23 protein-coding genes are annotated in these 21186 nt (G+C 61.3%); 3 read left to right on the top strand and 20 right to left on the bottom strand.

Annotation, left to right across the window (positions count from 1 at the left end):
* Nucleotides 1–25: 25 nt before the first annotated feature.
* The 6 genes from FUU19_RS18930 to prmB form a co-directional block, all read right to left on the bottom strand.
* Nucleotides 26–307, bottom strand: coding sequence for a YfcL family protein (locus FUU19_RS18930; protein WP_016926855.1), 282 nt, complete (start codon nt 305–307; stop codon nt 26–28).
* A gap of 32 nt (nt 308–339) precedes the next feature.
* Complete coding sequence (locus tag FUU19_RS18925; protein WP_202669919.1) at nt 340–897, bottom strand: elongation factor P hydroxylase; 558 nt, start codon at nt 895–897, stop codon at nt 340–342.
* 74 nt (nt 898–971) lie between these two features.
* Nucleotides 972–1778 carry a sulfite exporter TauE/SafE family protein gene (locus FUU19_RS18920; protein WP_141967513.1) on the bottom strand — a complete coding sequence of 269 codons (807 nt, stop codon included), beginning with the start codon at nt 1776–1778 and terminating at the stop codon, nt 972–974.
* Between the two features lie 3 nt (nt 1779–1781).
* The gene (mepA, locus tag FUU19_RS18915) at nt 1782–2609 is read right to left on the bottom strand and encodes a penicillin-insensitive murein endopeptidase (RefSeq protein WP_141967511.1); all 828 of its coding nucleotides are present in this window, start codon (nt 2607–2609) and stop codon (nt 1782–1784) included.
* Nucleotides 2610–2614: 5 nt separating this feature from the next.
* Nucleotides 2615–3700, bottom strand: coding sequence for a chorismate synthase (aroC, locus tag FUU19_RS18910; protein ID WP_004936219.1), 1086 nt, complete (start codon nt 3698–3700; stop codon nt 2615–2617).
* Between the two features lie 65 nt (nt 3701–3765).
* Entirely contained in the window at nt 3766–4698 is a 933-nt protein-coding gene (prmB, locus tag FUU19_RS18905) for a 50S ribosomal protein L3 N(5)-glutamine methyltransferase (protein WP_028127753.1), read from the bottom strand.
* 170 nt (nt 4699–4868) lie between these two features.
* On the opposite strand from prmB, the gene smrB reads away from it, so the two are divergent.
* On the top strand, nt 4869–5393 hold the full coding sequence (smrB, locus tag FUU19_RS18900) for an endonuclease SmrB (protein ID WP_230490628.1): 525 nt from the start codon (nt 4869–4871) through the stop codon (nt 5391–5393).
* A 68-nt stretch (nt 5394–5461) separates the two neighbouring features.
* On the opposite strand, the gene sixA is transcribed toward smrB, so the two are convergent.
* From sixA to FUU19_RS18880, 4 genes are all read right to left on the bottom strand, one after another.
* Nucleotides 5462–5944 carry a phosphohistidine phosphatase SixA gene (sixA, locus tag FUU19_RS18895; protein ID WP_004936230.1) on the bottom strand — a complete coding sequence of 161 codons (483 nt, stop codon included), beginning with the start codon at nt 5942–5944 and terminating at the stop codon, nt 5462–5464.
* A 388-nt stretch (nt 5945–6332) separates the two neighbouring features.
* Nucleotides 6333–8498 carry a fatty acid oxidation complex subunit alpha FadJ gene (gene fadJ, locus FUU19_RS18890; RefSeq protein ID WP_197825227.1) on the bottom strand — a complete coding sequence of 722 codons (2166 nt, stop codon included), beginning with the start codon at nt 8496–8498 and terminating at the stop codon, nt 6333–6335.
* Entirely contained in the window at nt 8498–9808 is a 1311-nt protein-coding gene (gene fadI / locus FUU19_RS18885; protein ID WP_141967509.1) for an acetyl-CoA C-acyltransferase FadI, read from the bottom strand. The genes fadJ and fadI overlap by 1 nt, the downstream gene beginning before the upstream one ends.
* 197 nt (nt 9809–10005) lie before the next feature.
* On the bottom strand, nt 10006–10302 hold the full coding sequence (locus FUU19_RS18880; RefSeq protein WP_072145088.1) for a YfcZ/YiiS family protein: 297 nt from the start codon (nt 10300–10302) through the stop codon (nt 10006–10008).
* Between the two features lie 404 nt (nt 10303–10706).
* Between FUU19_RS18880 and fadL the strand changes: the two genes are divergently transcribed.
* Entirely contained in the window at nt 10707–12047 is a 1341-nt protein-coding gene (gene fadL / locus FUU19_RS18875) for a long-chain fatty acid transporter FadL (RefSeq protein WP_087763423.1), read from the top strand.
* Nucleotides 12048–12164: 117 nt separating this feature from the next.
* On the opposite strand, the gene mlaA is transcribed toward fadL, so the two are convergent.
* The 10 genes from mlaA to ccmA all read right to left on the bottom strand — a co-directional run bounded on the left by mlaA (nt 12165) and on the right by ccmA (nt 20018).
* Nucleotides 12165–12923 carry a phospholipid-binding lipoprotein MlaA gene (gene mlaA / locus FUU19_RS18870; protein ID WP_086580243.1) on the bottom strand — a complete coding sequence of 253 codons (759 nt, stop codon included), beginning with the start codon at nt 12921–12923 and terminating at the stop codon, nt 12165–12167.
* A 28-nt stretch (nt 12924–12951) separates the two neighbouring features.
* Nucleotides 12952–14166 carry a c-type cytochrome biogenesis protein CcmI gene (gene ccmI / locus FUU19_RS18865; RefSeq protein ID WP_202669924.1) on the bottom strand — a complete coding sequence of 405 codons (1215 nt, stop codon included), beginning with the start codon at nt 14164–14166 and terminating at the stop codon, nt 12952–12954.
* Complete coding sequence (locus tag FUU19_RS18860; protein WP_197834044.1) at nt 14166–14633, bottom strand: cytochrome c-type biogenesis protein; 468 nt, start codon at nt 14631–14633, stop codon at nt 14166–14168. Before FUU19_RS18860 ends, ccmI begins: the two co-directional genes overlap by 1 nt.
* Complete coding sequence (locus FUU19_RS18855) at nt 14630–15181, bottom strand: DsbE family thiol:disulfide interchange protein (RefSeq protein WP_015378623.1); 552 nt, start codon at nt 15179–15181, stop codon at nt 14630–14632. The genes FUU19_RS18860 and FUU19_RS18855 overlap by 4 nt, the downstream gene beginning before the upstream one ends.
* Nucleotides 15178–17148 carry a heme lyase CcmF/NrfE family subunit gene (locus FUU19_RS18850; RefSeq protein WP_039564915.1) on the bottom strand — a complete coding sequence of 657 codons (1971 nt, stop codon included), beginning with the start codon at nt 17146–17148 and terminating at the stop codon, nt 15178–15180. The genes FUU19_RS18855 and FUU19_RS18850 overlap by 4 nt, the downstream gene beginning before the upstream one ends.
* Entirely contained in the window at nt 17145–17639 is a 495-nt protein-coding gene (gene ccmE / locus FUU19_RS18845; RefSeq protein ID WP_046687569.1) for a cytochrome c maturation protein CcmE, read from the bottom strand. Before ccmE ends, FUU19_RS18850 begins: the two co-directional genes overlap by 4 nt.
* A complete protein-coding gene (ccmD, locus tag FUU19_RS18840) occupies nt 17636–17872 on the bottom strand; it encodes a heme exporter protein CcmD (protein ID WP_004936267.1) in 237 nt (78 codons plus the stop codon). The genes ccmE and ccmD overlap by 4 nt, the downstream gene beginning before the upstream one ends.
* Entirely contained in the window at nt 17869–18606 is a 738-nt protein-coding gene (locus FUU19_RS18835; RefSeq protein WP_019453789.1) for a heme ABC transporter permease, read from the bottom strand. Before FUU19_RS18835 ends, ccmD begins: the two co-directional genes overlap by 4 nt.
* Before the next feature lie 120 nt (nt 18607–18726).
* Nucleotides 18727–19386 carry a heme exporter protein CcmB gene (gene ccmB / locus FUU19_RS18830; RefSeq protein ID WP_103682053.1) on the bottom strand — a complete coding sequence of 220 codons (660 nt, stop codon included), beginning with the start codon at nt 19384–19386 and terminating at the stop codon, nt 18727–18729.
* Nucleotides 19386–20018, bottom strand: coding sequence for a cytochrome c biogenesis heme-transporting ATPase CcmA (gene ccmA, locus FUU19_RS18825; protein WP_141967501.1), 633 nt, complete (start codon nt 20016–20018; stop codon nt 19386–19388). Before ccmA ends, ccmB begins: the two co-directional genes overlap by 1 nt.
* 229 nt (nt 20019–20247) lie before the next feature.
* Here ccmA and FUU19_RS18820 point away from each other — a divergent pair, with 229 nt between their 5' ends.
* Nucleotides 20248–21174 (top strand): formate/nitrite transporter family protein, encoded by a 927-nt coding sequence (locus FUU19_RS18820; protein WP_230490627.1) that lies wholly within the window; start codon nt 20248–20250, stop codon nt 21172–21174.
* The last annotated feature ends 12 nt before the right edge of the window (nt 21175–21186 follow it).

The following is a 21186-nucleotide window of genomic DNA, read 5'->3' as shown; positions in this document are numbered from 1 at the left end:
GCGGTGACGCGCCCCGGCATGGCGGTCAGGCAGCAGGCGTTGCGGCCTGATAGAGGTTTTCCCACATGCCGCGTACCAGGATCTGATCCGGCGGCGAGAGTTCCCCAGCGGCGATTGCCTTGTGCAAGCTCTCTTCCACCCGCGCTTTCAGCGCTTCGGCAGTATGCTCGCCCTGTTCTTCCGCTTCGGCCACCGCCAGCGTCAAATGACCGCGCAGGTAGCCACCGGCAAACAGTTCATCATCGCTGGCGTGCTCTACCATGTCATCAATCAGCGCCAAAATGCGCGCTTCAAATTCTGCGATCATCAAATTTCCTCATTAAATAACGGGCTGTGGCGTCAGTTGAGATCTTCCGGATACGGAAAATGCTCGGCCGCCAACGGTGGCGTATTGTAGAACGATTGCAACGCCTGAATAAAGCGCGCAGGCCGTGTGGGTATTCCCTGCTCCAGCAGCGCCAATACCCGGGCGCGCACCTTGCGCTGGAACGCGATGCGATCCGGTTCGCAGTCGCCGTTCAGGTTGTCGCAGCTGACGTTGAACGGGAAACCGGCCGCCACGCAGAACATCCATTCCAGCGCCTGCGGTTTGATCTCCACCGCTTCGAATTCACTCTGGGTTTGCGCGTCGCGCCCGTCCGGGCAATACCAGTAACCGAAGTCCACCAGTTGGCGACGCGCTTCGCCGGCGATGCACCAGTGCGAGATTTCATGCAGGCCGCTGGCGTAGAAGCCGTGGGCGAACACGATGCGGTGATACGGCAATTCGTCGTCGGCCGGCAGGTAGATAGGTTCGTCGTCGCCCTTCACCAGGCGGGTGTTGTAGTCATCGCTGAAGCACTGATTGAAGATCTCGATCAGCTGTTCATAGCGATAACGGGTCTGCGTGTCTGACATAAAAACTCTATAACCACAAAAATAAAGAGGCCATTATACCCGATAAGACAGGGCGCGTAAGCAACGCCCCTTCTTTAACCGTGCACCAGGGCGGTCAACCACTGCTGAATTTCCGCGCCGTGATTGTCGTACAGCAGCTTGAGGCTCATCACCAGTGAAACGATCACGATCATCGGCCGAATCAGCTTCTGCCCGCGGGTCAGCACCATGTGCGCCCCCAGACGCGCCCCCAGCACCTGCCCCACCAGCATCACCAGACCGATGCTCCACACCACCTTGCCGCCGATGATGAACAGCGCCAACCCGCCGACGTTGGAGGTGAAGTTCAGCACCTTGGCATGCGCCGTGGACTTGGCGAGGTTAAAACCGCACAGCGTCACATAGGCCAGCGCGTAGAACGATCCGGCGCCGGGGCCGAAGAAACCGTCGTAAAACCCGACGCAGCCGCCGGCCACCAGCCCGAACGGCAAGGCGCCGAGGCGGCGTTGACGATCTTCCTCACCCAGCCGCGGCATCAGCAAGAAATAGAGGCCGATGCCGATCACCAGCAGCGGCAGCATCTGCCGCAGCAAATCGGCGCGCATATGCTGCACCAGAATGGCGCCGGCGATCGAGCCGATCAGCGTCAGAAAAATCGTCAGCTTCTGGTCGTTGAGATTCACCGCACGCCGACGAATAAAGTACAGGCTGGCGGAGAAGGAACCCCCGACCGACTGCAGTTTATTGGTCGCCAGCGCCTGCGCCGGGGGAACCCCCACCGCCAGCAGGGCCGGCACCGTCAGCAACCCACCGCCGCCGGCAATGGAGTCGATAAACCCCGCCAGCAGCGCTACCGCAAACAACACCCCGAGCATCTCGGGGCCAAGGACGAACCAATCCATGTGTTATTCCGCTGAGAAATGGTGATCCAGCAATGCCTGACAGGTCGGCGGTAACGGCGGCGGCACGGATTTGCCCGGTTTCGCGTTAGGCTGATGCGGTACGAACCAGCTCGCCAGTTCGGCGCCGCAACCGTCGCCCGGCGGCGGCGTATCCTGCTCCTGGCACTCCAGGCTGCCGGCCGGACAACGCAGGCGCACGTGCATGTGCGCACGGTGGCCGAACCACGGCCGCACCTTGTGCAACCAGGCGCGATCGGCGCCGGCGTCCAGGCACAGGCGCTGCTTGATCGCCGGGTTGACGAAGATGCGCGTCACGTCCGCGTCCTGCGCCGCCAGTTTGATCAGCGACTCAATTTGCGGCTGCCATTGGCTCGCCACCACCTGCTTGCCATCCCCTGACACCAGGTCGATCGGCTGTGGTTTCAGCAATTGCTGCGCGCTCCAGCGCTGACGCGGCAACTGCAGCCAGATGTCGACGTCGAGCCCCGACTGGTGGCTGGCGTGGCCGCTGCTGAAGCGCCCACCGGCCGGCATCGCCATGTCGCCGATCAGCACCGTGCCCAGCGCTTTCTGGTTCGCTTGGCTGCTGAGGCGCTGAATGAACGCCAGCAGATCCGGGTGGCCGAAATAGCGGCGCTGGTCGGTACGCATCACCTGGTAGTTCGGTGAATTCAGCGGCAACGGCTGGGCGCCAATGACGCAGCCGTTGGCAAAACCGCCCACCGCCTGTGGCGCGCCGGCCACCGGATGGTCGATTTTCTGCCACGGCGTCAGCGCCATGGCGGAAGCGGAGGCCGTCAGGGCCACCAGGCCCAACATCCAGTTTTTCATGGCGATTACCAGCGAGGCACGTCGGAAACCACATCACCGTTTTGCGCACGCTGGCGCAGCAGGTGATCCATCAACACGATTGCCATCATCGCTTCGGCGATCGGCACGGCGCGGATGCCCACGCACGGATCGTGGCGACCGCGGGTGACCATCTCCACCGCTTCGCCCTGGCGATTGATGGTGCGCCCCGGCACCATAATGCTGGAGGTCGGCTTCAGCGCCAGATGCGCGATCACCGGTTGGCCGCTGCTGATACCGCCGAGAATGCCGCCGGCATGGTTGCTTTGGAAGCCTTCCGGGGTGATTTCATCGCGGTTTTCGCTGCCGCGCTTGGTCACGACAGCAAATCCGTCGCCGATCTCCACGCCTTTCACCGCGTTGATGCTCATCAGCGCGTGCGCCAGATCGGCGTCGAGGCGATCAAACACCGGCTCGCCCAGGCCAACCGGCACGTTTTCAGCGATCACGCTGACCTTGGCGCCAATGGAGTCGCCCTCTTTTTTCAGCGCGCGCATCAGTTCGTCCAGCGCTTCCAGCTTGTCCGGATCCGGGCAGAAGAACGGGTTCTGCTCGACCTGATCCCAATCTTTCAGCTCACAGGTCACGTCGCCGATCTGCGCCAGATAGCCGCGCACCTGCACGCCGAACTTCTGCTGCAGGTATTTCTTGGCGATGGCGCCCGCCGCAACGCGCATGGCGGTTTCACGCGCCGAAGAACGGCCGCCGCCGCGATAGTCGCGCAGCCCGTATTTCTGTTCGTAGGTGTAGTCTGCATGCCCCGGACGGAACACGTCTTTGATGGCGCTGTAGTCTTGCGAACGCTGATCGGTGTTCTCAATGATCAGACCGATGCTGGTGCCGGTGGTCACGCCTTCGAATACGCCGGAGAGAATGCGCACCTGATCCGGTTCACGACGCTGGGTGGTGTAACGCGAGGTGCCCGGACGACGGCGGTCCAGATCGTGTTGCAAATCGGCTTCGGTGAGCGGAATGCCGGGCGGCACGCCGTCGACGATACAACCCAGCGCCACCCCGTGAGATTCACCGAAGGTGGTGACGCGGAAAATCTGCCCAATACTGTTTCCTGCCATCACGGCTCCTTACCGTTAGTCTTTTATCGTTATCAGGCCCGCCGTGCGGGCCCTGGAAATGCGGTTTAGCTGCGATAGAGGCTGAAGTGTTCCTTGCAATCCACCAACTGCTGTTTGGTCAGCATGAACACGCCGTCACCGCCGTTTTCGAACTCCAGCCAGGTGAACGGAATATCCGGATATTGTTCCATCAGGTGTACCATGCTGTTACCCACTTCACAAATCAGCACGCCGTCGTCGGTCAGGTAGTCCGGCGCGCAGGCCAGGATGCGGCGCACCAGCTTCAGGCCGTCGCTGCCCGCCGCCAGGCCCAGTTCCGGCTCAAAGCGGAACTCCTGCGGCAGATCGGACATGTCTTCCGCATCGACGTACGGCGGGTTGGTGACGATCAGATCGTACTGGATCGCGGGAACGTCGCGGAACAGATCGGAACGGATCGGGATCACCTGGTGTTCGACGCCGTGCGCCTGAATATTGCGCTCGGTTACCGCCAGCACTTCGCTGGAGATGTCCACCGCGTCCACTTCCGCTTCCGGGAAAGCGTAGCCGCAGGCGATGGCGATGCATCCGCTGCCGGTGCACATGTCGAGGATATGACGAGGCGGGTGTGGGATCAGCGCGCTGAAGCGATCGTTGATCAACTCGCCGATCGGCGAACGCGGCACCAGCACGCGCTCGTCGACGTAGAATTCCATGCCGCAGAACCAGGCCTTGTTGGTCAGGTAAGCGACCGGGATGCGTTCGTTGACGCGGCGGATCACGCGCTCAACGATGCGATGACGCTCGCTGGAGGTCAGACGGGCGGTGTGCATGTCCTCCGGAATGTCCAACGGCAGGAACAGGCTTGGCAGCACCAATTGCACCGCTTCGTCCCACGGATTATCGGTTCCGTGACCATAGTAGATATTGGCAGCGTTGAAGCGGCTTACCGTCCAGCGCAGCATATCTTGAATGGTGTGCAGTTCGTTCACTGCTTCGTCGACGAAAATTTTGTCCAATTTGCCCTCCGGCAGGCGCTGTGTTTCATGATTTAGCCGCATAGTTTGCCATGAAGCCCGCGACAAATCACGCTTGCCCCTCGCGCTTTTCACTCTGGCCCGAGTTTTGCGTCGACAGCGCTCATTCACAAGGTAAACTAGCGAAATAAACGATTTCCGGTGAATGAAGCATGAAGAACAAGCCTCCTCTGAGCAAAGACGAACAACAGCTCTTCAGAGAGTCGGTGGCGGGCGCGAAAAAGCTGCGCCAGGACACCATCGTCCACCGCCCGCCCAAGGTCAAACAGATTGCGCCGCAGCGGCTGCTGCAGGAGCAGGTCGATGCCAGCTATTATTTTTCAGATGAGTACCAGCCGCAGCTGGAAGAGGAAGGCCCGACGCGCTACGTGCGCCCCGGCAGCAGCCCGTATGAGTTGAAGAAGCTGCGACGCGGCGATTATTCGCCGGAGCTGTTTCTCGATTTGCACGGCCTGACCCAGCTGCAGGCCAAGCAGGAGCTGGGAGCGCTGATCGCCGCCTGCAAACGCGAGCACGTGCACTGCGCCTGCGTGATGCACGGACACGGCAAGCACATTCTCAAACAGCAAACCCCGCTGTGGCTGGCACAGCATCCCGACGTGCTGGCGTTCCACCAGGCGCCGAAGGAATGGGGCGGCAACGCCGCCATCCTGCTGTTGGTGGAGCTGGCCGAGTAACCCTGCAGAAACGAACTCAGGGCGATGTCAGACATCGCCCTGAGTTTATTCCGCACCGCATCCGCGGCTCACACTTTGGCCATCACCTGCGACGGGCTGACCTGCCATTCAAACTTGCCGTAGCTGCCGTCCGCCGGCAGATCGACGTTGGCAATCGCCGAGGTCGCGAACATCGGCGGGCACTCACCCGGGCACAGTTCGGCCACCAGATAGCCCACCAGCGGCAGGTGTGACACGATCAGCACCGAGCTCACCCCTTGCATCGCCAGCGCCTGCAGATAGCTGCCGACCTGTTCGGCGTTGCCGCCCGGCGTCAGCTCGGGCAGCACTTCTTCGCCCTCCGGCAGCGTCAAGGCTTCACGCACCGTCGCCAGCGTCTGTTCTGCCCGCAGATAAGGGCTGACCAGCACGCGTTCAATATCCACAGACTTGGTGTTCAACCAGGCCGCCATCTGACGGGACTCATCGCGGCCGCATAGGGTAAGGGGCCTTACCGCATCGCTGGCTGCCTCGAGCGCCGCCTCTCCGTGACGCATAATCAAAACTTGCATATTGCACCGCTGTTGTTGACAAAGTAACGCTATACAGAAACGCCGTGCGTGCTGTACCGCCGAGTTTTACAACCCAAAGCCAAAGCTTTAAAACGATAACGCGCCGTCTCTTTATGGCGGCCGGGCATTTTGCCTGAAAGTTTGCCTAAAGAAAACGCTGTTTTTTACAGCAACCCTCCCCGGGCAAACCTCGATTGCTCACAGAACAAGCAATTCAACGGGTTAAATTTTAACCTTACCGCCATGAAATTTATTGATGGCGGTCAAGCTAACTTACCGCTGCCTGCGCCTTGCTGTACAGCCTCACCGGATGACGCTGTTGCAAGGAGTGATGGCGATCACAACGCGGCCCTGTTGCAACTATAGTGCAAATCGGGCCGCCCTGCGCTCAGCTCCCCAGCGGGTAAAAGCGCTCGCCCTGCTGCGCCATGCGCTGCAAGCGTTCGCACGGCGCGAAGTGCTCGCCGTGCTGCTGGCGCAGGTAGTCCAGCGTCTTCACCACTTTCTCGGCGCCGAGTTCGTCCATATAGCGGAACGGGCCGCCGAGGAACGGCGGGAAGCCGATGCCGAACACCGCGCCGATGTCGCCGTCGCGCGCGCTGCGGATTACGCCTTCGTCCAGGCAGCGCGCCGCTTCGTTCAGCATCATCATCACGCAACGCTGGGCGATGGTCGCCGGCAGCATGTGCGCCTTCGGCGTGACGCCGAGCAACGTATACAATGAGGTATCCGCACGTTTACGCCGCTGCCGCTGCTGGCCTTCACTCGGGTAGAGATAGAAGCCGCGGCCGTTCTTACGCCCTTTGCGCCCGTCTTTCAGCACCGCATCGAACGCGGCCGGCGCGGCGAAGCGCGGCCCCAGCGCCTCGACCAGTACCGGGATGATTTTGGTGCCGACGTCGATGCCCACTTCATCCAGTAGGGTGATCGGGCCGACCGGGAAACCGAAGTCCACCAGCGCCTTGTCCAGCGACTCCATCGGCTCGCCTTCCAGCAGGCAACGGGCCGCTTCGTTGATGTACGGCGCCAGGATGCGGTTGACATAAAAACCGGCGCTGTCGCCCACCACGATGGCGGTCTTGCCCTGCTTGTGCGCCAGCGCCACGGTGGTGGCGATGGTCTCTTCGCTGGTGCCGGCGTGCGGGATCACTTCCACCAGCGGCATCTTGTCCACCGGGCTAAAGTAGTGCAGGCCGATCACCTGCTGCGGCCGCTGGGCTTTTTCGGCGATGTGACCGATAGGCAACGAGGAAGTATTGGAGGCAAACACGGTATGCGGCGCACAGTTCGCTTCGACCTCGGCCACCATCTTCTGCTTCAGCGCCAGATCCTCAAACACCGCCTCGACCACGATATCCACCTGCTCAAAGCCGGTGTAATCGGTAGAGCCGGAGATCAGCATCATCTGTTTTTGCCGTTCCGCCGGGCGCATGCGCTTGCTGCGTACCCGTTTGCCAAGCACGTCCCAGCTGTATTTCAGCGCGTGATTGATGCCGGTTTCATTAATATCTTTGATACGAACCGGCAAACCGCCGCGCGTGGCGGTGACGCAGGCGATGCCGCCGCCCATCAGGCCGCCGCCGAGAATGCCGACGCGGTGCAGGGCATGCGGCTTGGCATTGCCGCCCCGCTCTTTTTTCAGCGCGGTGGAGGCGAAGAACAGACTGCGCAGCGCCGCCGACTGCGGCGTCATCGCCAGTTCGCCAAAGGCGCGCGCTTCAGCCTCATAGCCGCTGGCGCTGCCGTGATCCAGCCCGGTGCGCACTACCTGAATGATGCGTTCCGCCGCCGGGTAGTTGCCGTGCGTTTTCGCCATCGTTTTCTTGCGCACGATGCTGAACAGCAGATTTCTGCCCAGCGGGCCGTTGAGCAGGCGATCCTGCCACGGCAGCTCGCGCTGATGCTTCCAGCCCTGCTTCACCCGCTCAATGGCGGTCTGCAACAGGATCGACTGCGGCACGGCGTCATCCACCAGCCCCATGCGCAGCGCCTGGCGGGCGCGAATATGCTTGCCGGTCAGAATCATGTCCAGCGCCTTGGCGGCGCCGATCAGGCGCGGCAGGCGCTGAGTGCCGCCGGAGCCCGGCAGCAGGCCCAGTTGCACTTCCGGCAGACCGAGCGCGGTTTTGTCATCCAATGAACAGACGCGGCCGTGGCAGGCCAGCGCCAATTCCAGGCCGCCGCCGAGGCAGGCGCCATGGATGGCGGCCACCACCGGCACCGGGAAGGCGGCGATCTGCGCCAGCGTGCTCTGCCCTTTTTTGGCCAGCGTTTCCGCCTCTTTGGCGCTGGTGCAGGCGGCAATCATAGTGATGTCGGCACCGGCGATAAACGAGTCCGGCTTGCCGGAAACGATCACCAGCCCTTCCAGCGCGGTATGCTGCTGCGCCCGGATTAGCACATCGTTCACCTGTTCGACGAACTCGGCCTTGAGCGTATTGACCTTGTCGCCCGGTACGTCGATGGTGATCACGCCGATGTTGTCGGGGCGAATCGTCAGCTGAAAGGCCGACGGTTTGGCACGCTGTTCGTGCAATGCGTTTTCGGCACTCATCATTCCACCTCCACGATCATCGCGGCCCCTAACCCGCCGGCGGCGCAGGCGGTGGTCAGGCCCAGCCCGCCACCGCGGCGTTTCAGCTCACGCAGCGTCTGGGTGATCATGCGCGCGCCGGTGGCGGCAAACGGGTGGCCATAGGCGATGGAACCGCCCAGGACGTTGAATTTTGCCATGTCCACCTCGCCGATCGCCTGGCTGCGGCCAAGCTTCTCGCGGGCGAACTCTTCGCTGGCGAACATCTTCAGGTTGGCCAGCGTTTGCGCGGCGAAGGCTTCATGCATGTCGATGAGCGTCAGATCGGCCAGACCGATGCCGGCGCGATCCAGCGCCAGCGGCGTAGCGTAGGAAGGCCCCAGCAGCATGTCTTCCCACACGTCGATGGCGGCGAAGGCAAAGCTGCGCAAATAGCCCAGCGGCTGCAGCCCCAGCTCTTTGGCGCGCGACTCGCTCATCATCAATACCGCCGCCGCGCCGTCGGTCAACGGCGTGCTGTTGGCCGCGGTGACGCTGCCGTGCTTGCGATCGAACGCCGGTTTCAGCTTGGCGTAGGACGCCAGGCTGGAGTCTTTGCGGATGTTGTTGTCTTCAGAAAGCTGTGCACGGTACGGTGGTACGTAGGCGGTCATCACCTCATCGCGCAGCCACCCCTCCTGCCAGGCCTTGGCCGCCAGCTCATGCGAACGGTGCGCCAGCGCATCCTGCGCTTCACGGGTGATGCCGTGGCTTTTCGCCATCTGTTCGGCGGTATCGCCCATGCGCAAGCCGGTGGAATACTCCGCCACCGCCGGTGGCACCGGCATCAGATCGCGGAATTTCAGCCGGCTGAACAGTTTGAGACGCTGCGACAGCGTACGCGCCTTGTTGACGTCCACCAGCGTGCGTGCCAGCGCCTTGCTGACGCCGATCGGCAAGACGGAAGACGAGTCCGCCCCGCCGGCGATGCCGACGCTGATGCTACCGGCCATGATGCTCTCCGCCACGTTGGCGATTGCCTGGAAGCTGGTGGCACAGGCGCGCGACACGCTGTAGGCGTCAGTATGGACGCTCATGCCGGTGCCGAGCACGATTTCACGCGCGATGTTCGGCGCCTCGGGCATTTGCACCACCTGGCCGAACACCAGCTGCTCGATAAGCTGCGGATCGATGCCGCTACGCGCCAACAGCTCGCTCACCGCCGTTTTCCCTAAATCCACCGCCGGAATGCCGTGATAGGCAGTCGCCTGTTTGGCAAAGGGGGTACGCAGTCCATTCACAATCGCAATGCGGTCACCATGACGGGTCACCAACGGCAGTGCCTTACTCATAAATGCTCCTGAAGAAAATAACGTCAGCGCAATGGGCAGAAAGAGGTCTGACCTGATGAGGTCATTGTTAACCAAACGGTTACATTTGGCAAACCGGCAGAGATCAAAACTGCGAGCAGGCGCACTTTCTATCGGGGGGCGACGTAGGGAAGGCAATCCCCGGCGCGCGGCAGGCGGCGCCGGGGGTAAAGCGGGGATTAACGCAGGCCGAGCTGGAAGATCAGGGTTTCCGCCTGGCAGGCGAAGGTGAAATCGGCCTCCAACTGCACGCCGCCGTCAACCGGTTTAATGCTACTGCTGATGTCACAAGGGTCGGATTCTACCGCGCGCGCCTTTTCGCTCAGTGCCGCCAGCATCGCTTCCGCATCTTGTTGATTGCTGAACACCTGGCTGTAGGACGCGGTGCAATCGGTGTTATCCATCACGGTGCCGACATCCACGCAGCAACACGCGGCGGTTTCCTGGGCGCTGCATTTATTAATTGCATCTGACATGATTGGTTCTCCTCAAGGGCCTCGGTTATCAGCCCAAATTGCCGTTTTACTCACCGGCACAAAGCCACAAAATTCTGCAGGTATTTTACGCTTCCGCGCCGGCAATCACTAGCACTTACTTTTACTGTGTGTTTTAAGTGATGGAAATCACAAATAAAAATGAGCGCCTGCTAAGGAATGGTAAGAATTTTGTTATTTACCGCTGGCTTTTTGTTAAGCAGATCTCTTTTTTGATATCAGGTTGGAAATATTTCAAAAACAAACTTGCAACATTTTCACAGGTCAGACCTATACTTCAGCCACTGGTCTGATTTGTCTGAATGATAACGGACCCTACAATCCCGCGCTCCTTGTTACCTTGCGTAACATAGTTTAAATAATAAACACATAATGAGGTTTTGGTCATGAGCCAGAAAAACCTATTGACTAAATCAGCTCTCGCAGCTGCAGTGGCAATTATTTCATCAAACGTGTCTGCCGCAGGATTCCAGCTGAATGAGTTCTCAGCAGCTGGTTTAGGACGTTCGTATTCTGGCGAAGGCGCCATGGCGGATACGGCGGCCTCCGCGAGCCGCAACCCGGCATTGTTGATGATGTACACCCGCCCGGAACTTTCCATCGGCGCGGTCTTTATCGACCCGGATGTAGACATCACCGGCAAATCCCCTTCCGGCGCCAGCCTGGATGCGAAAAATATCGCGCCAACCGCCTGGGTGCCGAACCTGCATTATGTTCACCCGATTAACGATCAGTTCGCCGTAGGCGGATCGGTCACCAGCAACTACGGTCTGGCGACCGAATTCAACGACGGCTACACCGCAGGCGCTTATGGCGGCAAAACCGATCTGGAAACCCTGAACCTGAATCTGAGCGGCGCTTACCGCCTGGATCAACACTTCAGCTTCGGTCTGGGCTTCGACGCCGTATACGCCAGAGCCAAACTGGAACGCTACGCCGGCGAATTGCCGAAGCTGCTTGCCGGTCAAGGCCTGCAAACCGGTCAATTAACGCCTCAGCAAGCCGGGATGATCGCTCAAATTCCTGGCGATACTCAGATTTCTCACCTGAAAGGCGATAAGTGGGGCTTCGGTTGGAATGCCGGCCTGCTGTACGAAGTGGACGAAAACAACCGTTACGGCTTCACCTACCGTTCTGAAGTGAAAATCAAGTTCGACGGCGACTACAAAAGCAGCCTGCCTGCACAGTACAACCCAATTACCCAGGCGCTGGGCGTTGGTCTGCCGTGGGGCACCAGCGGCAGCACCATCCCGGGCTCTCTGGATCTGAACCTGCCGGAAATGTGGGAACTGTCCGGCTACAACAAAGTGGCGCCGCAGTGGGCCATCCACTACAGCCTGGCGTACACCAGCTGGAGTCAGTTCCAGGAGCTGAGAGCCACCGGCAGCAACGGCCAGACCCTGTTCCAGAAGCATGAAGGCTTCCGCGATGCCTACCGCATTGCGCTGGGTACCACTTACTTCTACGACGACAACTGGACCTTCCGCGGCGGTGTCGCCTTCGATGACAGCCCGGTGCCGGCACAGAACCGCTCTATCTCCATTCCTGATCAGGACCGCTTCTGGGTCAGCGCAGGTACCTCTTACGCGTTCAACAAAGACGCGTCGGTCGACGTCGGTGTGTCCTACATGCACGGCCAGAAAGTCACCATCAACGAAGGCCCTTACACCTTCAACTCGGTGGGCAAGGCCTGGCTGTACGGTGCCAACTTCAACTACCGCTTCTAATCTCGCTTGAGAAAGAAGCCAAAGCGCCCCTCGGGGCGCTTTTTCTTTGCCTACCGTTTGCCACCGACATAAAAAAACCCGCCTGACGGCGGGTTTTCATTGGCATAACGCCTGTGATTACTGCGAGTCGATCTCGTCCAATTCCCCCTGAATCGCCTTGGCGTTCGGATTCTCTTCCGGCTTGAGCGAGCCGCCGTTGGCGATGAAATCGTGGCGCTGGAAGTAGGCCTCGCGCACCATGACATAAGGATCGGACGAGTTGCGCAGCAGGCCGTCGGAATCCAGCAGCTGAGCGCGGGTTTCGATACCCTCGACCACCCATTTGCCCGCCGACATCCAGAAGGTCAGGTAACTCAGCATCGGATACAGCGTATCCGCAAAGTCGCCGCCGTCTTCACGCAGGGTAAAGCTGCCGTAGCCCGGCAGCATCACGTACGGGCCGTAACCCACATCGTAATGCCCCAATGTGCTGCCGAAGCGATTCGGTTCTTCGCGCGCCAGTTTCGGGTTGGCCATGCCGGCCACGTCGATTAGGCCGCCCATCCCGAGCAGGGTGTTCAGGAAGAAACGGTTAAAGTGGATCATCCCGCGGTAAGGATCGCCCTTCAGGAAGGCGTTGACCATGCTGGCCGGCTCTTCCAGGTTGGAGGTGAAGTTGCTGATGCCGTTACGCGCCGGCATCGGCACGTAGTCGCGCCAGGCCACCGCGACCGGGCGCAGGATATAAGGATCCAGGACGTTGTAGTTGAAATCGAACATCGTCCGGTTAAATCCTTCCAGAGGATCGGAACGCCCTTGCGGATCATTGTCTGGCGCGCTGGCACAGCCCACCAGTAATACCGTTGCGAATGCCACCCCAGTCAGGCGAAAGTTCATATTTTTCTCCATAAAAACACGTTCGGTCTTATTTTTCAGCGACCTGCTTGTTTATCTGAACGCTAACCTGCTCTTTACCGCTGAATGTCTGCAGCGAGCTTTCGCCGAACCAGTCCCCCGGCTGCGGCGTGGCCAATCCGTCCTGTGAGAGGCGCACACGCACCTGCACCTGATGCTGTGCCGAGAGTAAACGCTCGGGCATCATGGCGTTGCTGTCATCCAGCGAGAAAGACAGCGGAAAACGGCTCAGCGGCAATTGTTTTACCGCCACCGGCACCGGGCTGGCGCCGTCGGTGACCGAGATGACCAGCGTCCCCTGCGGCGGCAGGGCTTTCGCCGCCTGCGGTGACAGCGAAACGGTCACATTGAGTTTAACAGTTTCTCCGCCGGCCTGGGCTTTTGCTTGTGCAATGCTGCGCTTTATCACTTCCGCACGCGGATCGTTGGCCGGCAACAGTTGCAACATCACCTGCCAGGCGCCGATCGCCTGCTTGAAATCGCCCTGTTCGAAGGCATTGAACGCCAGCAGGCTCAGCACCCGCGGATCGCCGTGATTTTCCGCGATCATGCGCCGCAACAGCTGCGTCGCCTGCTTGTTATCCTCCGGATCGTTGGAGCGCGTCAAGACCTCGGCATAGCCGAGCCGCACTTCCAGACTATTCGGATCCAATTGATAAGCATGAGCAAACGCCTGCGTGGCGGTAGTGGCATTGTTCAACGCCATGCCGACGCGCCCCAGCATCATCCAGTCGTTGATATTGCGATCGTCCTGCTGCAGCGCGGTACGCAGCCCCAGCCCGAGACGGGCGATCTCTTCCATGCTCAGCGGTTTGGCGCGCTCATTGGCGACGCGCTCGCGCAATTCCGGCATTTGCGCCTGCACCAGACGCCAATCCAGCACCTGCGCCAACCCGCCGGTTTTCAGATAAAAGCCAACGGTCACCGCCAGCAATAACAGCACGCCCGGCACCAGCGCCCAGCGGTTGATCGGCTTCGCCTGCGCCGCCTGCTCGACGGGAATGTCGTTCAGCAGGTTCTGTTGCAGCTCTTTCACCAGCTCGGGGCGCTCGGCCACCACGCCTTGTTGCTCGTCCTGCTCCAGCTCGCTGAGGCGATCCTGATAAAAAGCCTTGTTCAACGCATCGCGCGTGGCGGCGCTCTGCTTGCCGTGGCGCATCGCCGGCACCACCAGCAACGCGGCGGCGCCGGCCAGCAACACGCAAATAATCAGCCAAAAAGCCATTAGGGTTTCTTCCTGTCAGTCTCTTGCAACAGCGCCGCCAGGCGCTGCCGTTCCCGTTCGGAGAATTCATCATCCGCCGCCGCATCGGGCCGCCGACGGGTGCGCAGGATCACCACCGCCCCGCCGATCAGCACGAACAGCAGCGGGCCGATCCACAAGATCAGCGTCGCCGGCGTTACCGGCGGCTCGTAGGTGACGAAGTTGCCGTAACGCGCCACCATGTAATCGATGATCTGCTGCTTGCTTTGCCCCTGCATCATCAGCTCGTACACCTTGGTGCGCATGTCGGCGGCGATGATGGCGTTGGAATCGGCAATGCTGTTGTTTTGGCATTTCGGGCAGCGCAGCTGTTCGGTCAACTCGCGATACTGCTGCTCCTGCTCGACGGAGTTGAAGCGATAGGTATCGATCGCCGCGGCGGCGCTCCAGCTCAGCAGCGCGGCGCACAGCAGGACAATCAGCCTCATGCCTCACCCCCGTACTTTTTATACAGCGGCAGCACTTCCTGCTGCCAGACCCGCTCATTCATGTCGCCGGCGTGGCGATAGCGGATAATCCCCTGGCCGTCGATAAGGAAGGTCTCGGGCGCGCCGTACACCCCGAGATCCAACCCCAGCATGCCGTCGCCGTCGTACAGGCTGAGGGCATAGGGATTGCCGAGGGAATTGAGCCAGGTCACCGCCTTGGCGCGATCGTCTTTATAGTTCAGGCCAACCACCCGCACGCCGCGCGCCGCCAGCGTATTGAGATACTGGTGTTCCGCGCGGCAGGTCGGGCACCAGGTGGCCCAGACGTTGAGCAAGATCGGCTTGCCGTCGCGCAGCACCGCCTGATCGTAGGTTTTGCCGGGCTGATCCAGCGATTCCAGCCTGAAGGTCGGCACCGGTTTGCCGATCAGCGCCGACTCCAGCATGGTCGGATCTTCGCCGCCGGCGTTGCGCGTCAGTTGCACCATCAGCGCCGCCACCAGCAGCAGGAAGAGGACCAACGGGATAAACAGCAGTTTACGCTTCATGGTTGCGCCTCCAGCTTGCCTTCGCGCTTGAGTTTTTTGCTCATGCGGTAACGCGGATCGAGGATGCACAGCAGGCCGCCGATCGCCATAAAGACGCCGCCGAACCAAATCCAGCGCACGAAGGGTTTGTAATACAGGCGCACCGCCCAGGAGCCGTCCTCCAGCTCCTCGCCCAGCGCCGCGTACAGATCGCGGCTGAAACCGCCGTCGATCGCCGCTTCGGTCATCATGCTGCGCGCCACGCTGTAGTAGCGTTTCTCCGCGTGCAGCGTCGCCTCCGGCTTGCCGTTGCGCGTGACGTCGATGATGCCGACGCCGCCGCTGTAGTTCGGGCCGCGGATGTCGTGCACGTCGCGGAACACGAAATGATAGTTGTGGATATCCACGCTGTCGCCGGCCTTCATCCGCACGTCGCGCTCCACGCTGTAGTTCTGGCTGAAGGCGATGCCGATCACCGTCACCGCCACGCCGAGGTGGCCGAGCACCATGCCCCAGTGGCTGCGGGACAGCTGTCGCAGGCCGCGCCAGAAGCCGTGCCGGTGGGTGGCGCGCTCATGCAACTCCATCAGCGTCAGGATGATCACCCACAGCGCCATGATCAGGCCCACCACCGTCATGCCGGCGATGCTGTCCTGCAGCAACCACGGCAGCAGAATCGACAGCACCAGCGTCGCCAGCAGCGCCACGCCGAGGCGCCGCCACAGCTTGCTCGGCTCATCGCGGCGCCAGCGCACCAGCGGCCCGATGCCCAACAGCAGCGCCAGCGGCGCCATCAGCCAGGTGAACATGGTATTGAAGAACGGCTCGCCGATCGAGATGCTGCCCAGCCCCAGCTGTTTGTGCACCAGCGGCAGCAGCGTGCCCAACAGCACCACCAGCATGGCGGCGATCAGCAACACGTTGTTGCCGAGCAGGAAGGTCTCGCGCGAGAAGGTTTCGTGCTGCACCCGGCTGCGCACCTGGCCGCCCTTGACCGCGTACAGCAGCAGCGAACCGCCGATCACGATCACCAGATAGGCGAGAATAAACATGCCGCGCGCCGGATCGGAGGCGAAGGAGTGCACCGAGACCAGCACGCCGGAGCGCACCAGGAAGGTGCCGAGCAGGCACAGCGAGAAGGCGGTGATCGCCAGCAGCACCGTCCAGGCTTTGAACGTGCCGCGTTTCTCGGTCACCGCCAGCGAATGCATCAGCGCGGTGCCGGCCAACCACGGCATAAAGGAGGCGTTTTCTACCGGATCCCAGAACCACCAACCGCCCCAGCCTAACTCATAGTAGGCCCAGGCCGATCCGAGCACGATGCCGAGCGTGAGGAACACCCAGGCGGCGGTGGTCCACGGGCGTGACCAGCGCGCCCAGGCGGTGTCGAGCCGGCCGGCCATCAGCGAGGCAATGGCGAACGCAAAGGCGACCGAGAAGCCGACGTAGCCCATATACAGCAGCGGCGGGTGGAAGATCAGGCCGATATCCTGCAACAGCGGGTTGAGATCGCTGCCGTCGATCGGGAAATTCGGCAGCGTGCGGGTGAACGGGTTGGAGGTCATGATGATGAACAGCAGGAAACCGGCGGTAATCATGCCCATCACCGACAGCACCCGCGCCACCGCATCCTGCGGCATCGCCCGGCTGCACAACGCCACCGCCAGCGACCAACAGCTCAGCAGCAGCACCCACAGCAGCAGCGACCCCTCATGCGCCCCCCAGGTGGCGGCGATGCGGTAATACACCGGCAGTTGGGTATTGGAGTTGGTGGCCACGTAGGCGACGGTAAAGTCGTTGACCACGAAGGCATGCACCAGGCACAGGAACGCCAGCGCAATCGCGGCGAACATGCCGTAGGTCAGCGGGCGGGCCACCGCCATCATGCGGCTGTCCTGCCGCGCCGCGCCCCACTGCGGGTAAATGCTCAGCAGCAGCGCAATCGCCAGCGCCAGGCACAGCAGAAAACTGCCCAGTTCCGGCATCATGACTTAGCGCCCTCCGCCTGCGGCGCGTTATACGCTTCCGCCGGCCCTTGGTGATTCTCTTTCATCGCGTCGGCCACTTCCGGCGGGGTGTATTTCTCGTCGTGTTTGGCCAGCACTTCGCGCGCATTGACCACGTTGCCCTCGCCCAGCACGCCCTGCGCTACCACGCCCTGCCCTTCGCGGAACAGGTCCGGCAGAATGCCGGTGTAGGTCACGCCGATCGCGCCGCGCGCGTCGTAAATCTTGAAGCTGACCTGCAGCGTATTGGGATCGCGTTTCACCGAGCCGGGCATCACCATGCCGCCGATGCGCAGCCGCTGGCCGACCTCGGGCTTCTCATGATTTTCGCCCTTGCCCTGCAGGATTTCACCCGGGGTATAGAACAGATCGATGTTGGAGCGCAGCGCGTACAGCATCAGAGTCGCGGTCAGCGCGATGCCGATCAGCACAACGATCGCCAGATAAAGGCGGCTTTTACGACGTGGATTCACAATGATTTCTCCCGCGGTGCGGCGGATTTTTGTTTTGATTGTTGCGCATGGCGAATGCGCCGCTCGCGCGCCTGACGGCGGCCGATCTCGGCGAGCAACTGCCGCCGCTGCCAGACGGTGTGCGCCACCAGCCCCAACAGCGAAATCAGCGTGGCGGCGACCGCCAGCCAAACATAGAAGGCATAACCGCCCATGGCGAAAAACGCCGACCAGGAATCGAACGCGGCATTCATGACTGACGCTCCTTATTCACCAGCCCGGCGACCCACGGGCGCTGGCGCTCCTGGAACAGGATCAGATTGCGCAGGCGCATCAGCGTCAGCGTGACGAACAGCAGCAGGTAACCGAGGATCGCCCAGCGCAGCGGGGTACGCATGCTGGGTGCGATAGACTGCTGCATATTGGTCGAGCCCTGATGCAGCGTGTTCCACCATTCGACGGAGAAATGGATGATCGGGATATTCACCACGCCCACCAGCACCAGAATTCCGGCGGCGCGGCCCGCCAGGCGGCGGTCTTCAAAGGCGTTATACAGCGCGATGACGCCCATATAGAGGAACAGCAGCACCAACTCGGAGGTCAGACGCGCATCCCACACCCACCAGGTGCCCCACATCGGCTTGCCCCAGGCGGAGCCGGTCACCAGCGCGATAAAGGTGAACACCGCGCCGATCGGCGCCATCGCCGCCACCACGGTATCGGACATTTTCATCTGCCACACCAGGCCGATAAACGCCGCCACCGCCATCGAGGCATAGATGCCCATCGACCACATGGCCGCCGGCACGTGAATATAAATGATGCGGAAGCTGTCGCCCTGCTGATAATCCTTCGGTGCGAAACCAAAGCCCCATGCCCAGCCAAGCAGCAGGCAGACCGCCGCCGCCAGCCCCAGCCAGGGGATAAAGCGGCCGCAGACGTGATACAGCCGTTCAGGCCGCGCCAGTTGATGTAACCATTTCCACATTGTCGTCAGTGCTCACGGTAATTTTTATGCGTCGGCCACTCCGAGCGATCGAAACGGCGCAAATCTTCTACGGGGTACGCTCTTGTCGGCCTTGCCCCGTCGGTTCATTCAATACGTTAGCTAGTGCACGCTCACCCGCAGCGCCGCTGCGGTGGCAAACGGCGCCAATGTCACGCTGCCCGCCAGCATCGCGCCGAGTATCGCCAGGTAGCCGTCGATCGGCATGCCCATCGAGGCAGCGTCGATCGCGCCGGTGGCAAAGATCAGCACCGGGATATACAGCGGCAGCACCAACAGGCTGAGCAGCACGCCCCCTTTGCGCAGGCCGACGGTCAACCCCACGCCGATGGCGCCGATCAGGCTCAGCGTCGGCGTACCGAGCAGCAGCGTCCCCGCCACCGCCAGCCAGGTTGGCATATCGAGCGACAGCAGCAGCGCCACCAGCGGCGACAGGATCAGCAGCGGCAATCCCGTCACGACCCAGTGAGCACACACTTTGCCCAGCACCGTCATCGGCAGCGGCGTCGGCAGCAGCAACAGCTGCTCCAGCGAACCATCGAGGAAGTCGTCGCGAAACAGCCGCTCCAGCGACAGCAGCGAGGCCAACAGCGCCGCCACCCACACGATGCCCGGCGCAATGCGCGCCAGCAACTGCGGCTCCGGGCCAATCCCCAACGGGAACAGCGTGATCACAATCAGGAAAAACCACAGCGGGTTGACGATCTCCGAACCTTTACGGCAGGCGATCTTCAGTTCGCGGCGCACCAGGGTCAAAAACATCACAGGCTCCCCGCGTCATGTTCCGCCAAACGAACTTTCCCCACCGTTTGGCTGACGCCGGCCAAATCCTGATGGGTGGTCAACAATACCATGCCGCCTCGCTGTGCATGTTGTTCAAAAAGGCTAATCAACTCGGCTACGCCCTGTTTGTCGATCGCCGTCAGCGGCTCATCGAGGATCCACAGCGGCGCCGCGCTGAGCCACAGCCGCGCCAGCGCCACGCGCCGCTGCTGCCCGGCGGAAAGCTGCGCCACCGGCAGATCTTCGTAACCCACCAGCCCCACTTGCTCCAGGGCGCGCCAGATGGCCGGATGATCGGTTGTACCGCGCACCGCTTGATAAAACTGCAGATTTTCGAAGGGCGTCAATACGGCTTTGATGCCGGGCTGATGGCCGATAAACAACAAATCTTGCTGGTAACCCGCACGATCGCGCAGCGTGTTGCGCCCGTGCCAGGACACCTCGCCGCCGTCCGGCCGCGCCAGGCCGGCGAGAATGCGCAGCAAACTGGTCTTGCCCGCACCGTTCGGCCCTTCTACCTGAATGATATCGCCCGGCTGAACTGAAAAGCTTAGCTCGCTAAACAGGATGCGCTCATCGCGCACGCAACTCAGACTTTTGGCTTCCAGCATCGGGGAACTCATATTTTTCTTTGGGATAGCGAATCATAGCATAAGCCTTTCCCCACACGCAGCCCGCGGCGGGCGCGCCGGGGGGCCAATATGGCGAGCAGGATCAAGAATGCGTGGAAAAAATCGGCGGATTTTAACTCTTGTTACCTTTTTCTGTATTTCGCCGCATTTAGGCCGGGCAACTACGCTTAATGACGTGACCTCACCCTTATTAAGCAGGAGCGACAGCATGAACGAACAGCAGCACCAGGATCACGAGCAGGATGAGACGATGCAAGTAGAGAGCGAGGAACAGGAACAGGGCAAACGCGAAATCGAAGTCAGGGAAGAGAATCTGCCGTCGCGCGCGGCGGCGGTGCATGAACAGATCCGGATGGAAGGCGAAAAAGAGCTGGAGCGCGACGGGCTGGCGCTGCTGTGGTCGGCGATCGCCGCCGGGCTGTCGATGGGTGCCTCGCTGGCGGCGAAAGGCATTTTCCACGCCCGCCTGCCGGACGATCCCAGCCGTTTTTTCATCGAGAACCTCGGCTACACCTTCGGTTTCATCATTGTCATCATGGCGCGCCAGCAGCTGTTTACCGAAAACACCGTCACGGCGGTATTGCCTATCATGCATAAACCCACGCCGCGCAATCTGCTGATCCTGCTTCGCCTGTGGGGCGTGGTGCTGCTCGGTAACCTGATCGGCACCGGGCTGGCCGCGCTGGCGTTTACCCATATGCCGCTGTTTGACGCCGAAACGCGCCGCGCCTTCATCAGCCTGGGCGAAGAGGTCATACGCCATACGCCGGGCGAAATGTTCGCCAACGGCATCCTGGCCGGCTGGATCATCGCCACCATGGTGTGGATGATCCCGGCCGCCGGCGCGGCAAAAATCTGGGTGATCGTGCTGATGACCTACCTGGTGGCGATTTGCGATCTGACCCATATCGTGGTCGGTTCGGTAGAGATCCTGTATCTGGTGTTCAACGGCGCGATTGGGTGGCAGGAATTCTTTTATCCTTTCGCCCTGCCGACGCTGGCGGGCAACATCATCGGCGGTACCTTTATCTTTGCGCTGATCAGCCACGCGCAGATCCGCAACGATTTGAGCGCCAAAAACCGGGCGGCGCACCGGCAAGAGGAAAAACGGCGCCACGGCGGGGAAAAACCGTGATCGCCGTCGGTT

The sequence above is a fragment of the Serratia montpellierensis genome (assembly GCF_020858655.1).
Taxonomy (GTDB): Bacteria; Pseudomonadota; Gammaproteobacteria; order Enterobacterales; family Enterobacteriaceae; genus Serratia; species Serratia montpellierensis.
Note: the sequence above shows the minus strand (reverse complement) of the source record. Positions and strands in the feature narration are given on the sequence as shown.